This is a genomic window from Tissierellales bacterium, assembly GCA_035301805.1.
Lineage (GTDB): Bacteria > Bacillota > Clostridia > Tissierellales > DATGTQ01 > DATGTQ01.
Genome location: DATGTQ010000107.1, coordinates 1 through 15,730, shown reverse-complemented (window position 1 = coordinate 15,730; position 15,730 = coordinate 1). Strand labels below are relative to the sequence as shown.

The window sequence follows — 15,730 nt, the reverse complement described above, 5'->3', positions numbered from 1 at the left end:
ACTTTAGTTATGCAAAAGAAGAATTGTAATTAGTAATACTTCCAAAAAATAAATATGGCATAAATTCTTAACCTATGTTAAATAAAAGTTAGACCACAAATAAATAACAAGGAGGTAAGAAATATGCCATATACAACTAACTATAGTTTAAATCCTAATCAGGATATTTGCAACTATATTGAAGATGTAAATTATGGTATGTCTAAACCACAAACAAATCATCTAAACAATTTAATTCATGGTCTAATTACTGTACATGGCAACAAATCAATAGCTTCAATATCTAGAGCAGTTTTAACTGCTAAAGATAATAGCTGTATCTATAGATTTTTAGGCACTTCTTCATGGAATGATAATCTTTTAAATAGAAATCGTATAGGATATTTAAACCATTTCCTTGAACAATGTGTAGAGCCTCAACCTGTTGGATTTTTAATAATTGATGATACAGTTAATCCAAAACCCAAAGCTAAAAAAATAGAAGGATTAGATTATCATTTTTCTCATATTGAAAATAAAAGTATGTGGTCTCACTGTGTAGTTACTTCAAATTTTACTTTAGGAGATATATCAATTCCCATTGATTATCATCCTTACTACAGAAAAGAAAAATGTGAAAATATAGATAGACCTTTTAAAAGTAAAATGCAAATAGCTGAGGAACTTATAAATAATTTTAAAGCCCCTTCAGGATGCGAGAAAATCTATGTGTTAACAGATTCCTGGTATAGCAACAAAGATGTTATTTACACTAGTATTAAACAAGGCTATCATTTTATAGGCACTGTAAAATCAAATAGACTTATATCCCCCATGGGAATAAAACTACAACTTTCTGAATTCGTTAAATATATAGATCCTAATGTCTTAGATGTCGTGACCGTCAAAGGCAAAAAATATAGAGTATACATTTATGAAGGACCAATTGCAAAAATAGAGAATGCTTTAGTCGTAATATCCTATGAGGTTAATAAAGATGGCTTTAAAAAACCTGTCTTTCTAATATCAACAGATGTTGAACTAGATGCTAAGACAATAATTGAGTATTACTTAAATCGATGGACTGTTGAAACCAATTATAAATATTTAAAAACAAACTTAGGATTTGATAAATATAGGGTGCGAAGCCTTCTATCCATTGAAAGGTACTTTCTTATTGTATTTTTGGCAATAAACTTTCTAGAAATATTTAAAGTAAATCATGAGGAACTTATGATAAAGTCTCTAGGTAAATCCATTGAATGTCAGAGGAATATATCAATCAGAGAATTTGTACCATATATTTATCATAAGACAAAGAACAACGTATCTATGTAGATGTTTACAATCAATTTCGTATAGCTTAATTTTTTAACCTAAAAGGTGATATAGGGATATTTTAAACCAATTGTTGGATAAACATTCACATTAGGGTATTCCAACCTAATACTGGTAATTTAATTTTTAAAATTGCATAACTAAAGTAAAGAAGTCTTCCTTTTGTTATTTACTAACTTACTTCTAATTTTTCAGATACACATAAAGTTATATATTAATAAAGATGCTGATATGTACTCTACTTTGTCTATATAATTTATCATATAAACATCCTTCTACATAATTTTCCAACTACCTCCCATAATCCCCAACATTTTCTGCACAAATATAAAAAAAATATATCCCTTACGGAATAATATTTTTAAATATATATAATTTAACTGCTTGTCCACTCATTTGCCTTTGAGTTTATTAATTAATTTAGTTTTTTTTCTTTCAATAACCCTATTTAATCTGGCTTGCTTAATTCATCAGAAACCTCCGAGTTACGTTTTTGCATATCTTTTATTTTATATAATTCAATTAATTTCTTTATCTCTTCCTGGCTTTCAGGAGATAGGTTATGTATTTCTTCGGATAGTTTATCAGCAGGGGAAGTGTTTTCTTTCATATATGGATTAGGAATATCACTACGTCCTAATAAATAATCAGTAGTAACATTAAATAAATCAGCTATTTTGCTTAATGTTTCTTGATCAGGAAATCTTATATTAGTTTCATATTTAGATATAGCTGAATATGAAATGTTAAGTTTATTAGCTAAATCTTCACGTGTTAAGTTATTATTTTCTCTTACTTGTTTTAACCTTTCCCCAAAACTCATAATCTCACCTCTAAAATTAATGTTAGCATAAAGGATTTAAAATAAGAATGTTAATGGACTAAATGGATAAAAACTATTGACAATGGACATAATGTCCATTATAATTAAACTAAAGGTTAGACATTTCGTCCAAATAAGAGATTTTAATATTAAGAGAAAAATTAAAGACGATTAGAACAAGCAATAAGATATTGGTAGAACAAATTATTAATAAACTTAATATTTTTAAATTATTTTACTATAATTTTGATTTATATATGCAGGAGCTTTTAAATAAGCCCTCATATTAAATATATAAATTTATTTACAGCATTAGTATATGAACCTTTACAGCTAAATATCAATATTTCAAGTACATTACCCTTACTGCCTTAAAAGGGAAAAGCAAGTAGATGGACGGATATACTTTTTATAAATATCCACATTAACATCAAAAATAGATTGGTAACCTATATTGCGAAGACCAGTAAGGGGAAAATAATGATACTTCTACTCAGTCCTAATTTATCGTCTGGAGAGTGGCTCGGATAGAATCGGAGAGTTACTGGGATAGTTTTTTCCTAAATGGTGAAGAGATTCTGGTACTATGTATCCTTACCAGGGATAGCTTGAAATATTATTAAAATACATATAAAGAATAGTAAGTTTTACATATATAAGATAGCATTAGCTATCTTTTTTATTGAAATAGGTTATTAGACAAGTATATCATTTAATAAACTAAGTATTAGGAAGGAGACATTAAGGTTAAGGGGGAGATTTAAATGATAAAAACTAAAAAGACTGATGAAATAATTATTAATAGTTATTTTACTTCCAAAACTGATGAAGAGATAGCTCTGAATATGTCTAAGATAATAGCTGAACTTATAAACAGAGATTTAGAAAGCATGGAAAATGTAGGAGATACAGAAGAAGCAGTAGCTTTAAGTATATAAAGTCTTTAAAGGAAGATGTATATGGAGAAGGTAGCAATTTATATAAGACTAAGTAAAGAAGATATGAAGGAAATTGAAAAAGGAGATGATAGCGAAAGTATCAAGAATCAAAAACTTATGTTATCTGAATATGTGGCAAGAAAAGGGTGGCAAATATACGATTTTTATGTAGATGAGGACTATTCAGGAGCTGATAGGGGTAGGCCATCCTTTGAGAAATTATTAAGAGATGCCGAAAATGGAGAATTTAACATAGTTCTTTGGAAAACACAAAATAGATTTCTAAGGGATCTTGAGGCAGTTGAAGAAATTATCCATGGAAAATTTTTAGAATGGAATATTCGATTTGTATCTCTATTAGATGGAGCAGATACAGCTATTGCAGGTAACAAAAAGTCAAGACAAATTCATGGAATGATAGATGAATGGTATCTTGAAGATTTATCTGAAAATATTAAGGAAGTATTTAAAGCAAAAATGGAAGATGGACAATACTTAGGAGGATTTGCTCCCTATGGATATATGAAGGATCCTACAAATAGACATAAGCTTATAGTAGATGAGGAAGCGGCGAAAGTGGTTAGAAAGATTTATAATCTATATTTAAAAGGCTATGGAACTCATAAAATAGCACAAATACTAACAAAAGAAGGAATAGAAAAACCTTCATCTTATATGAAAAGAAAATATGAGAACTTTTCTTTACCTAATGTAAGTGAATATAATTTATGGGGCCATACTACTATAAATAGAATTTTAAGAAATTCAATATATATAGGGATATTAACACAAGGAAAAGAAACAACTCGGTCCTATAAAGATAGAAGAAGAATAGCAGTAGATGAAGAAGATTGGGTTATTGTAGAAGATAATCATGAGCCAATAGTTAGTAAAAAGGATTTTTATGAGGTTCAAAGACTGATGGATTCTAGGAGGAGGAATAAAAAGAAGAAAGGGAAGACCCACATATTTGCCACAAAGGTTAGGTGTTTACATTGTGGTGGAGCTATGATAAGAAGCACCACTAGGAGTAGGCAATATGATAATTTAGTATATGCATATTTAAAATGTAAGAATAATACACTAGGTGGAGATCTGGTTTGTGAATATAGAAATAGAATCAACTATACAGATTTATATGATTATGTAGAAGCAGAGTTTATTAGAGTGATGGGAATATATCAAAATAATTCTGAAGCAACAAAGGCAACATTTAAACAAATAAAGAGAGTAGACTATACAGAAGAGATAAGAAAATTAATAAGTGCCTTGCAGATAATAGAAGGAGACATAAAAGAAAAAGGAAAGGTGCTTACTAATTTATATATAGATAAAACTAAAGGGATAGTTTCTGAAAAGGATTATATAACTATCTCTTTTACTTTACAAGAAGAAAGGCAACAACTGGAATTAAGAAAAAGTGATATTAAAAAAAAGATAGATGAAGTTAAAAGACTGGAATCTGAAAAAGCAGATGTGGAGAAGGTAGTAAAAAATTATTTGAAAAATCATAAACTAACCCATGAAATAGTTAATGAAACTATAGATTATATTGAAATAGGGGCTAAGGATGATGGACAAAATAGGGTAATCAATATATACTGGAAACTATAAAACTAGATGTAAAGGTTTTGGTTTACTGTACATGGGACTTGAGTGCCGTGACCGTTATCATCATAAGGCTCTGTTTCGTTATTTACGAAGTCTTTAAAGCCGATGATTCGATTAGTCGGCACAGTTAGATCCTTATGAGGTGCAACACCTGAGTCAACCACTGCTACTGTTGTTCCTTCACCTAAGTATCCACGTTCATGAGGAAACCTTGTATTGATTGAAGTAGTTGCAATGTCTAACAGGGCAAAAACTTTAGAGTCAAAGCTAATGTATTCAACATCAGGGTCATTTGCTAATCTGTATATAGCATCTGTAGTCAAGTTACATGCAATCCCACCGATAATAGGTAGGTTTGTTTTAACTTTGCCCGTTTGGGAAACCATACTTTGAAACTCGTTATAACTTTCATTACTTACTTGTACTATTACTGGTAACTCTTCTATGGATTGAGATGTTAATTTGGCACTGATTATAGGACATATTTTAAGATTGCCCATTCTCCTCATAACTAAAACCACCTTCCTTGTTCTAGTTTATGCAGAGAATTTTAGATATGTGCTAAAACTTTATATATTTCCCCAACTATTAAAGGTATAATAGAATACATTAAAATGATACTCCAGTCCTTAAAAGCTAGGGGAAAAGTTTTAAATAGTGGTTGTAATATGGGAACATAAACTACTAATAACAATAGTAAAAATGAAAACAATGTTGAATAAACTAAAGGTTTATTAGAAAATATACCTAGTTTAAATACGGAATGTTTTAAGGATCTACTTGAATAAGCCCTAAATAATTCGGATAGTACAAGAGTTGTAAATGCAATAGTTCTTGCTTTTCTCAAGTCTGTTAGACCATAAGTTTTAAGTCCCCATTTGAAAGCTAAAAGAACTCCTAGGGCTAGGGCAGTACTTTGAATCAATATTGCTAAAGCCATAGCCTTATCTAAAACAGGTTCTTCCGGATTCCTTGGTGGATTGCTCATAATTCCTTCTTCTCCCTTTTCTACACCTAAAGCTAAAGCTGGGAAACTATCAGTTATAAGATTTAACCATAGTAATTGTATAGGTAACAGTGGAATGTCTATATTTAAAAGTATACTTGAAAATATTATAAAAATTTCCCCTATATTACAGGATAGTAAAAAGAAAATAGATTTTTTAATATTAGAATATATAGTTCGCCCTTCTTCTACTGCCGATACAATACTTGAAAAGTTGTCATCTGTTAAAATTACTTCTGCTGTATTTTTAGCTACATCTGTGCCAGTTATTCCCATAGATACTCCGATATCTGCTTTTCTTAAAGCAGGGGAATCATTGACACCATCCCCAGTCATAGCCACTACTTCACCATTTTCTTTTAAGGCATCTACAATTCTTACCTTATGTTCCGGAGAAACTCTGGCATAAACTGAAAACAATTCAACTTTTTCTTTTAGTTCATCATCAGATAGATTGTTTAACTCTTGTCCCGTCATGACTTCATTAGGATTGTTGGCCATGTCTAAATCTTTAGCAATAGCAAAAGCTGTTTCTTTATAATCCCCTGTAATCATAATGGTTTTAATTCCAGCTTTATGACAAAGTTTTATAGAATCTTTAGCTTCTTCTCTTGGTGGATCTATCATACCTACAAGACCAAGAAAAACAAAATTATTTTCAATAGATTCAGAAGAAATATTTTTAGGTAATTCTTCGTAAGTTTTGTAAGCAAAAGCTAATACTCTTAATGCATCTTGAGAAAAGCTTTTATTTATATCTAGTACTTTCTTTTTAATCTCGTCTGTAAACTCTATTACTTCACCTTTTAAGTATATTTTATTTGCCTTTTCTAATATAATATCAGGAGCACCTTTTGTGAAGGAAACAATTTTCCCCTCTAAAAGATTATTGTGGAAGGTAGTCATAAGTTTTCTATCAGAATCAAAAGGGATTTCTTTGATCCTTGGATACTTTTTATTTAAATCATCTTTAATAAAGCCACCTTTCTCGCTTAAGGATAATAGGGAGCCTTCAGTAGGATCTCCAACTATAGTATATTCTTCTCCATCTGAATAGTTTAAGATAGCATCATTACATAAAGTAGCCCCTTTAAGTAAAAGGTTCAAGTTTCCTTCATTTTCTAAATTAACTTTATTATTATTTAATAAAAAATCTCCTTCGATTCCATAACCTTTTCCGGTTATATCAAAGAGTTTATTATCAGTATAGGCTTTCACTACAGTCATTTCATTTTGAGTTAATGTTCCAGTTTTATCAGAACAGACTGCAGTGGTGCTACCTAAAGTTTCAACGGCTAACAATTTCTTTACAATAGCGTTTCTTTTGACCATACTGTTCATTCCTAAGGCCAAAACTATTGTAACTATAGCTGGAAGTCCTTCAGGTATGGCAGCAACGGCTAAGCTAACAGCAATCATAAATATATCTAAGATATTTCTTCCTTGTAGGTATCCAATTAAGAATATTAGAGTACTAATAATTAAACAACCGATGCCTAGATATTTTCCTAATTGGTTTAAATTTGTCTGTAAAGGAGTAGCCTCCTCTTCATAATCCTGAATAGTAGTTGCAATTTTACCTATTTCTGCACTTTCACCAGTTTCTACTACAATTCCTTTTCCTCTCCCATAGGTAACTATAGTACTAGTATAAGCCATGTTTTTCCTATCTCCTAAAGGTGTATCTTTAGAGAAGGTAGTATTACTATTTTTCTCTGCTGGAACAGATTCACCAGTTAGGGAAGATTCATCAATCTTTAAATTAAAAGTATTAATTAATCTTATATCTGCAGGTACAATATCTCCTGTCTCAAGCATTGCTACATCACCAGGAACTAAAGTATCTGCGGGAACTTCCACTATTTCACCATCTCTTAAAACTCTTCCATTAGGAGAAGACATTTTCTTTAGTGCTTCTAAGGACTTTTCAGCTTTTCCTTCTTGTACAACACCTAAAATGGCATTTGCTATTACAATAGATATAATTATTATTGAGTCTACTACTTCACCTACGAAAAAAGAAATTACACTAGAAATTATAAGAATAATAACTAGAATATTACTAAGTTGATAAAATATTTTCTGTAATAATGTATCTTTCTTTTCTTCTTTAAGTTGGTTGTAACCATATTCTTTAAGTCTTTTATTTACTTCATCCTGACTTAGTCCTTGGTTTGAATCTACATTTAATTTTTGAAAAATAGAGTCAAAATTTTGCTTATACCAATCCATAGAAATTATCTCCTTCCACTTACAATATATATATTAGTATACCAATATAAAAGACAATTAAAACGAAAGTATGGTAATTAGTAGGAGGATATTGAATTTATCATTATAAGTTGATAAAATTAATTATATTAACATAAGCAATATTAAGGGGGAGTGTTGTGAAAAAAGCTTTTGTTTTTGTGTCCATAGCTGTAATTCTATTATTTGGTTTTTTAACATTAGAAAACTACTTGCAAGTTTCTGTATATCCTATAGTTAAAACTTTTGAATATAATAGGATACTTAAATCGAAAAAAGATTATAAAATTCATGATACTGAAAATTTTTATATATTATATGATGCTAGAATAGATTTTGCCGAAATTACTGGAGAAGTCCTTGAGGAACATTTTCAGGACATATGTAGTACTTTAGATTATTTTCCTAATAAGAAAATTCCAGTAATTATATATGACAATAAAAAAGAATTATTAGAGACTATTAGGTTAGACGAAGAGAATTCACCTGTAGGGGCTTATTATAGTGGTATAGTTCATGTGCTTTCTCCCACGGAATGGGTTGAAGATGAAAATAATATTAATGAGATTTATAGAGAAACTACCCCAGCTATCCATGAGTTTGCCCATTTATTAATTGACGAAAAAACTAAAAATAATTATCCTATCTGGTTTACAGAAGGAATTGCATTATATATAGAAAATGAGATGATAGGCTTAGAGTGGGAAGAAGGAAAGGGTAGGACTTCCAATGTAAGTTTAGAAGAATTAAACAAGAACTTTTCTAGTATAGACCAAGAAATAGCTTATAGAAAATCTTATGAGGTAGTTTCTTCTTTGGCAAATAACTATGGATTTGATAAAATAAATTTATTGTTAGATAGTTTAGGAAGGGGAAAAGGAATAAATAATTCTTTTGAGGCTGTTTTAAAAATAAAAATTGAAGAATTTGATTAGTTTTATTATTATTTTAATATCGGGGGCGTAAAAGATGAAGGTCAAATTTTGTTCACTATCTAGTGGTAGTAGTGGTAACTGTCAGTATATGGAGACGGAGAAAACAAGAGTCCTTATAGACGCTGGACTTAGTGGGAGGAAAATAGAAGATTTATTATCAACTATTAGTGTTTGCCCTACAACTATTGATTCTATTTTAGTTACTCATGAACATAGGGATCATACCAAAGGGGTAGGAATTTTCTCTAGAAGATATGATATTCCTATATATGCTAATGAGGGGACTTGGACTAGTATGGAGGGGATAATAGGAAAAATTGAAGAAAAAAATATAAAAATCTTTAGAACAGAGGAATTTTTTCGGGTAAGAGATTTAGATATATATCCCTTTAGTATATTTCATGATGCAGCAGAACCTGTAGGATACTGTCTCTACCATAATAATAGTAAAATAACTGTATTAACAGATACAGGTTGGGTAAATAATCATATAAAGAATGCTATTAAAGATTCTTCTATTTATCTAATAGAATCGAATCATGATGTAAAAATGTTAAAGGAAGGAAGATATCCTAGATATTTAAAAGATAGGATTATGAGCTCAATTGGACATCTTTCAAATAAAGATTCAGGATCTTTAATTGCTGATGTAATAGAAGGTAAGGGAGAAAAAGTTTTATTGGGGCATTTAAGTAAAGAAAATAACTCTCCTTCATTGGCTTATAATACAGTGAGGGAGATATTGAATGAATCAGGTTTACCAAGTAAAGATATTTCATTAGATCTTACTTTTAGGGAAAAACCATCTATACTATATAATTTTTAATTAGGAGTGAGGAAAATGGGAAATAGTTTTTATCCAAAAAAAAGAAATGGTTTTTTTTCATATGTTTTAGTAGCTATCATTGCTGCAATCATAGGTGGGCTCATAACCCCTTATTTGGCTCCAAGCTTATACGGTAAGATTTTGCCTATGCCAAAAGGTATTGAAACCCAACCTTCAAAGAAAACAGAACAAATAAATATTACTCCACAGGACAGTATTTCTAATGTATCTGCTGTGGCTCAAAAATCTATAAGTTCTGTAGTAGGAATTACTACTGTTGAGGTAGTAAGGGAATTTATTTGGGAAAGACCAGTTGAAGGAGTAGGTTCAGGAGTTATAGTTGATAGTAATGGCTATATTCTTACTAATTCTCATGTAATAGGAGATGGAAAAGCAAAGGAATTAAATGTATTATTTGAAAGTGGAGATAAAATGCCCGGAAAAGTTCTTTGGTCTGATCCAGCCTTAGATTTAGCAATAGTAAAGGTGGATAAAACAGGATTACCAGCTGCTGATTTAGGTGATTCAGATTCTTTAGAAGTAGGTGAATTGGCAGTTGCCATAGGAAATCCTTTAGGTTTAGATTTTCAAAGGACTGTTACTTCAGGGGTAATTAGCGGATTAAATAGAAGCATAAAAATAGATGAATATAATATAATTGAAGATTTGATTCAAACGGATGCTTCTATTAATCCTGGAAACAGTGGTGGACCTTTACTTAATAATAAAGGGCAAGTAATAGGAATAAATACAGCAAAAATTACAACAGGAGAAGGGCTAGGTTTTTCAATTCCTATAAATGAAGTAAAACCTATATTAGAACAAGTAATAAAGGAAGGGGATTTTAAAACTGTATTTTTAGGAATTCAAGGTCTTGAAGTAGCTAAATATGAAAGTGCACTAGGTGTAGAACTAAATGTAGAAAATGGAATAGTAGCAGTAGAAGTATTACCAAATACTCCAGTAGCGAAAGCAGGAGTTAAAAATGGGGATGTAATCACTCATATAGATAAGAAGAAGATTGAAAACTGGAATCAAATGAAAAAAATATTGTTAAAGTATAAAAAAGGTGATAAAGCAAACTTTACTATATATAGAGATGGTAAAGAAATAGAATTAGAGGTAGTCTTTACTCAAGTAAAATAAAGTTTTGTACGCTATGAACCTATAAATTTAGAGGGGGAAACTTATTTGAAAGTTTTTAACATAGGGAATATACCTATTAAAAGCTGGGCCACTGAAGTTGAGGAGGCAGCTTTAAAACAAGCTGAAAATTTATCAAATCTTCCTTTTGCTTATAAACATATAGCCTTAATGGCTGATGTTCATGTAGGTTTTGGCATGCCTATAGGTGGAGTCTTGGCTTCAGATGGGATGATTATCCCTAATGCAGTGGGAGTAGATATTGGTTGTGGAATTATGGCAGTTAAAACTGATATAAAGGAAATTTCTAAAAAACAAATTAAAAAGATAGTTTATAAAGCTCATGAAAATATACCTTTAGGTTTTAAACATCATAAGAAAGAAGTAGAATGGGAAGGATTTCAAAAAGCACCTAAGTATGAGGTAGTACAAAAGGAATTAAAAGCCGCTACTAAACAATTGGGGACTTTAGGTTCCGGGAACCATTTTATGAGTATGGAAAAAGGTAGCGATGGACATATATGGCTGATGATACATTCAGGAAGTAGAAACTTTGGATATAAAATAGCCAATTATTATAATAAGGTTGCTAATAAAATTAATAAGAAAACTAAACTTATTCCTAAAAAATATGATTTAGCGGGTCTCTCCATTGATTCCAAAGAAGGAAGGGAATATTATGATGCAATGAATTATAGTCTTAAATTTGCAGAGGCTAATAGAGAGAAATTGTTTGAACAGTTTTATGAAATATTTGCAAAGGAAACTAAATCAAAGGATATATTAAAAACCGTATCTATTCATCATAATTATGCTAGTATAGAAGAACATTTTGGAAAAGAAGTAATAGTTCATAGAAAAGGTGCTATTAGAGCAGAAAAAGGAGAGTTAGGCATAATTCCAGGTTCAATGGGGACACCGTCCTATATAGTCGAAGGATTGGGAAATAAGGAAAGCTTTAAAACTTGCTCTCATGGTGCAGGAAGGGTAATGTCCAGAAGAAAGGCAAACAAAGTCATAACGGAAGAGATAGCTAATAAAGCTATGGAAGGTATAATATTTAAAGGTTGGAAGAAAGACTATTCAGAAGCACCTATGGCTTATAAGGATATAGAAGAGGTTTTAGAAAATCAAAGTGATTTAGTAAAACCACTAGTAAAATTAAGACCATTAGGGGTAATAAAAGGGTAGTAGGTAAACAAATATAGTAAGGTTAATATTATTATAAGCCTTACTATATTTTTTGATAAAAAAAAGAAAATTTAAATGGTATAAATATTTAATTAGCGGTATAATCTATACAATGTACATGAGGAGGGAAAAAATGAAACTACTTTTGACAAACGATGATGGAATTTTTGCAAAAGGTTTACATACCTTGGCTAAAGAATTAGAAAAAGACCACGAAGTTGTTATAGTAGCTCCGGAAAGTGAGAAAAGTGCTACGGGTCATGCAATAACAATTTCAAATTCTTTATTAGTCAAAAAAGTTGAACTTCCAGGTATAAAATCAAAGGCCTATAGTGTTTCGGGCACACCAGCAGATTGCGTTCGTGTTGCTTTAGATAAGTTAGTAGAAGATAAAGTGGATATGGTGCTATCTGGCATAAACATGGGACTTAATTTAGGTATGGATGTACTTTATTCGGGTACTGTGTCTGCTGCTATTGAAGCAAATATATATAATATACCATCCATAGCAGTATCAGCTGAATATAAAGATGGAAAGGCATGCTATGAAATTGGAGCAAAATATTCAAAAGATGTATTAGAAAAATCCAAAGAAAATTCTATAAGGAATAATATAGTATTAAATGTAAATACCCCTTATTTAGATGAAGAAGAGGTAAAAGGTATTCAAGTATGTAAAATAGGTGAGGTTATATACGACTATTATTTTATAGAAAATGATAATGAAAATGGTGATTTAACATTAAAGATAAAAGGAAGAGAAGATAAACAGTTTAAAGAGGGTACCGATAGACATTTTCTAAAAGAAGGTTATGTAACTGTAACTCCTCTTCATTATGATTTAACAAACTTCCAGTTAATGAAAGAAGTAAAAGGTTGGTTTTAAGGTGGGGTTGTATATTCCACCTTTTTTATTTCATTCTCTATTAACTTTTTCAATTGATTCTTTTTTTCTGTATTTTTTTTTCTTTCATATGTAGATAAATTATTAGTTATAGTTTTTTTTATTTTAGCAGGTTTATCGGAAAGTATCACAATCTTATCTCCTAAAACTAAAGCTTCTTCAATATCGTGAGTAACTAAGATACAGGTTTTATTCTCTAATTTTTTCACTTTTGTAAAAAATTCTATGGTAGTTTGTTTTGAGTTAATATCTAAGGATTTAAAAGGCTCATCCATTATAAGTATACTAGAGGGATATACAAAGGCTCTTAAAATATTTACTTGTTGTCTCATACCACCGCTTAACTTTGTAGGATAATAATATTTGTATTTTCTTAAATTGATTAATTTCAAATACTTATCTATAATATTTTCCCTATCCTTTTTAGTCATTTTATCCTTTAATACAAACTCTATATTTTCTTTTACATTCTTCCATTCAAATAATCTATCTTCTTGAAAAACAAAACTTATATTTCTTTTTTCAAATCCAATAATTTCTCCAGAATCTTTATTAGCTATTCCTGCTATTATATTAAGAAGAGTGGTTTTACCACATCCTGAAGGACCTAAAATACAGGTAATTTTATTTTTTTCAAATTCAATACTTATATCATTTAAAACCTTCAATTTTTTATATCCTTTACCTATATTTTTAACTTCATATTTCAAAATATCACTTCCATTGTTTAATTCTTTTTAAAAACCTTTTTCCTACTCCTAATATATATTCAAATAAACTCATAATTAAAAGGATTATTATAATCCAAGCAAAAATGCCAGAGGTATTTAAATATAGTTTTTCTAATTGTAGACTACCTCCTATACTATATTTTGGCTGTGCTAGAGCTTCTCCTGCTATAACCATCTTTAAGTTAAGTCCTAATGTAGATGTTAAAATTGTTTCTAAGCTAATAAATATACTTGGAATATAAATATCTTTTATAAGGGTAGATTTACTTACTTTATATACTTTAGCCATGTCAATAATCTTAGAGTCTACATATAATATTCCATTTAAAACAGCTTCGTATAATATGGGGAAGACTGTAATAAAACCTATGAATATAGGGAGAATATTAGGATTCAACCAAATAAGAGCTAATATTATTATTGCTATTGTTGGAACAGATTTTAAAAACTTTAATATAGGCATTATAAAATTAAATACAAATTTTGAAAAGTTGGATAAGAGACCTAATATAATTGCTAAAGATAGAGAAATTAAAAAGCCTGTAAGACTTCTTAATAAAGTCATTTTTATTGTGAGGAAAAAATACTCATCTTTAACTATATTCATTAAATTTGTTAAAGTGCTTTTAATAGTAGGAATTAATACTTCATTATCCATAAGTTTTGATAATAAAATCCAAAGGCATATAATAAGAAGTCGTGGAAATATAGAATATTTCTTATCTTTCAAAATAAAACTCTTCATTTGGAAGCTTATTTCCTATAAACTCAGGTGCAAAATCTAATATTACTTTAAAGAATATTTCATATTCTTTTTTACAATCTTTTGTTTCTACAAAATTTATATTCATTCTATTTTGCCCCTCTATTATAGTTTCTTTTTTTATGCTAATTTCTAAATCATTTGCATAATCTCCAAGTCTTTCAGGATTTTCTAATGCCCATTCTTGGCTCTTCTTATATTCCTTCAGAAATTTTTCTATAAAATCTCTGTTGTTTTCTAATAAATCCTGTTTAATTATTAAACTTGCCTGAGGATAGCCATTAGCATTTCCCGTTATATCTTTCCACTCTTCATTTAAATTAAATATGACTTTTGCATTTCCTTTTTCCATCATTATATTGGTAGCTAAAGGTTCTGGAAGAACTGCTAAATTTGTTTTTCCTCCTATAAAAGCTGGTCCTAATTCTGATTCTGCATTCAAATAATTAATTTCTACATTTTCATTAGGATCTAAACCATTATTAGAAAGGATATATTGAAGGACTATATCAGGAGTGAGCCCTCTACCGATAGAATATATTTCTCTTCCTTTTAAATCTTTGAAATTCTTTATATCTTCAGTACTAGTGATGTAAAAAGAACCCCATACTGAAGTTCCAACTAACTTATATGGAATACTTTTATTAAATGCTTGAGCCGCTAAGTTTGAAGGAACAATAGCAATATCCGCTTCCCCTTTCATTATTTTTGATACTAAGATATCGGGAGATTCTTGCATTTCATAATCAATAGTTATATCTTCACTTATACCTGGATTTTCCTTAGCCAGTTTAGCAACTGTTAGAGCTGGTACACCATTTGGGTAATAAAACTTTATATCATTAGGTTTTTGCGTTTTATTACAGCCAACAGCTATTAATAACGTAAGTATGAAACTTAAAATTAGTAAAAGATTTTTTCTTTTCATATTTTATATCACTCCTATTTAAGTCAAGTATTATTTTAATACGTATATTGTTTTTTATTAAATGTATTTTTTAGGTATTTAATCAAAACATTTGATAAAAATGTTTAATAAAATATCTATTTTTATCTAAGATTTATTAATTGACCTTTATTTAAATTTCTATATATAACTACACTATATGCTACTTATTCAAATACATATCTCCTTTTTCAAAAAAGTTCTATAGTTGTTATACTATTTTTTTATCTAAAAATGGTATAATAAACTGGAATATTAAAAGGGTAGGTGTAACTTTTCGTGGATATAAGAAATAGTGAAAAGGCGTACATATACAGAAGAGATAAGAAAAAATGCTTTTATTGTG

At 29.6% G+C, this 15,730-nt stretch carries 14 protein-coding genes; 8 read left to right on the top strand and 6 right to left on the bottom strand.

The features are described from left to right. Positions 1–123: 123 nt before the first annotated feature. A complete protein-coding gene (locus VK071_05010; GenBank protein ID HLR34675.1) occupies positions 124–1,317 on the top strand; it encodes an IS701 family transposase in 1,194 nt (397 codons plus the stop codon). A gap of 448 nt (positions 1,318–1,765) precedes the next feature. Here the strand turns inward: VK071_05010 and VK071_05005 are convergent, their stop codons facing one another. Further along, complete coding sequence (locus VK071_05005; protein HLR34674.1) at positions 1,766–2,140, bottom strand: helix-turn-helix transcriptional regulator; 375 nt, start codon at positions 2,138–2,140, stop codon at positions 1,766–1,768. Positions 2,141–2,904: 764 nt separating this feature from the next. Between VK071_05005 and VK071_05000 the strand changes: the two genes are divergently transcribed. Both VK071_05000 and VK071_04995 read left to right on the top strand, forming a co-directional pair. Beyond that, a complete protein-coding gene (locus tag VK071_05000; GenBank protein ID HLR34673.1) occupies positions 2,905–3,078 on the top strand; it encodes a hypothetical protein in 174 nt (57 codons plus the stop codon). A 15-nt stretch (positions 3,079–3,093) separates the two neighbouring features. Continuing rightward, complete coding sequence (locus tag VK071_04995) at positions 3,094–4,692, top strand: recombinase family protein (GenBank protein ID HLR34672.1); 1,599 nt, start codon at positions 3,094–3,096, stop codon at positions 4,690–4,692. 2 nt (positions 4,693–4,694) lie between these two features. Here the strand turns inward: VK071_04995 and VK071_04990 are convergent, their stop codons facing one another. After that, positions 4,695–5,198, bottom strand: coding sequence for a hypothetical protein (locus tag VK071_04990; GenBank protein HLR34671.1), 504 nt, complete (start codon positions 5,196–5,198; stop codon positions 4,695–4,697). A gap of 41 nt (positions 5,199–5,239) precedes the next feature. Further along, the gene (locus VK071_04985) at positions 5,240–7,927 is read right to left on the bottom strand and encodes a cation-translocating P-type ATPase (GenBank protein ID HLR34670.1); all 2,688 of its coding nucleotides are present in this window, start codon (positions 7,925–7,927) and stop codon (positions 5,240–5,242) included. A gap of 158 nt (positions 7,928–8,085) precedes the next feature. Here VK071_04985 and VK071_04980 point away from each other — a divergent pair, with 158 nt between their 5' ends. The 5 genes from VK071_04980 to surE all read left to right on the top strand — a co-directional run bounded on the left by VK071_04980 (position 8,086) and on the right by surE (position 12,926). Further along, positions 8,086–8,880, top strand: coding sequence for a peptidase MA family metallohydrolase (locus VK071_04980; GenBank protein ID HLR34669.1), 795 nt, complete (start codon positions 8,086–8,088; stop codon positions 8,878–8,880). A gap of 34 nt (positions 8,881–8,914) precedes the next feature. Next, complete coding sequence (locus VK071_04975; protein ID HLR34668.1) at positions 8,915–9,706, top strand: MBL fold metallo-hydrolase; 792 nt, start codon at positions 8,915–8,917, stop codon at positions 9,704–9,706. Between the two features lie 15 nt (positions 9,707–9,721). After that, a complete protein-coding gene (locus VK071_04970) occupies positions 9,722–10,852 on the top strand; it encodes a trypsin-like peptidase domain-containing protein (protein HLR34667.1) in 1,131 nt (376 codons plus the stop codon). Between the two features lie 45 nt (positions 10,853–10,897). Continuing rightward, the gene (locus tag VK071_04965) at positions 10,898–12,040 is read left to right on the top strand and encodes an RtcB family protein (protein HLR34666.1); all 1,143 of its coding nucleotides are present in this window, start codon (positions 10,898–10,900) and stop codon (positions 12,038–12,040) included. A gap of 133 nt (positions 12,041–12,173) precedes the next feature. Next, complete coding sequence (surE, locus tag VK071_04960) at positions 12,174–12,926, top strand: 5'/3'-nucleotidase SurE (GenBank protein ID HLR34665.1); 753 nt, start codon at positions 12,174–12,176, stop codon at positions 12,924–12,926. Here the strand turns inward: surE and VK071_04955 are convergent. The 3 genes from VK071_04955 to VK071_04945 are packed head-to-tail and all read right to left on the bottom strand — an operon-like array spanning position 12,923 to position 15,366. Next, positions 12,923–13,654, bottom strand: coding sequence for an ABC transporter ATP-binding protein (locus VK071_04955; protein HLR34664.1), 732 nt, complete (start codon positions 13,652–13,654; stop codon positions 12,923–12,925). The two genes, surE and VK071_04955, sit on opposite strands and share 4 nt — an antisense overlap. Before the next feature lie 4 nt (positions 13,655–13,658). Next, positions 13,659–14,405, bottom strand: a complete 747-nt coding sequence (locus VK071_04950; GenBank protein ID HLR34663.1) for an ABC transporter permease subunit — start codon at positions 14,403–14,405, stop codon at positions 13,659–13,661. Then, entirely contained in the window at positions 14,395–15,366 is a 972-nt protein-coding gene (locus VK071_04945; GenBank protein ID HLR34662.1) for an ABC transporter substrate-binding protein, read from the bottom strand. The genes VK071_04950 and VK071_04945 overlap by 11 nt, the downstream gene beginning before the upstream one ends. Positions 15,367–15,730 lie beyond the last annotated feature (364 nt).

Excerpts from the sequence above, each read along its gene's own strand:
- VK071_05010 (HLR34675.1), top strand. The coding sequence starts at position 124 with ATGCCATATACAACTAACTATAGTTTAAATCCTAATCAGGATATTTGC.
- VK071_05005 (HLR34674.1), bottom strand. The coding sequence starts at position 2,140 with ATGAGTTTTGGGGAAAGGTTAAAACAAGTAAGAGAAAATAATAACTTA.
- VK071_05000 (HLR34673.1), top strand. The coding sequence starts at position 2,905 with ATGATAAAAACTAAAAAGACTGATGAAATAATTATTAATAGTTATTTT.
- VK071_04995 (HLR34672.1), top strand. The coding sequence starts at position 3,094 with ATGTATATGGAGAAGGTAGCAATTTATATAAGACTAAGTAAAGAAGAT.
- VK071_04990 (HLR34671.1), bottom strand. The coding sequence starts at position 5,198 with ATGAGGAGAATGGGCAATCTTAAAATATGTCCTATAATCAGTGCCAAA.
- VK071_04985 (HLR34670.1), bottom strand. The coding sequence starts at position 7,927 with ATGGATTGGTATAAGCAAAATTTTGACTCTATTTTTCAAAAATTAAAT.
- VK071_04975 (HLR34668.1), top strand. The coding sequence starts at position 8,915 with ATGAAGGTCAAATTTTGTTCACTATCTAGTGGTAGTAGTGGTAACTGT.
- VK071_04970 (HLR34667.1), top strand. The coding sequence starts at position 9,722 with ATGGGAAATAGTTTTTATCCAAAAAAAAGAAATGGTTTTTTTTCATAT.
- surE (HLR34665.1), top strand. The coding sequence starts at position 12,174 with ATGAAACTACTTTTGACAAACGATGATGGAATTTTTGCAAAAGGTTTA.
- VK071_04945 (HLR34662.1), bottom strand. The coding sequence starts at position 15,366 with ATGAAAAGAAAAAATCTTTTACTAATTTTAAGTTTCATACTTACGTTA.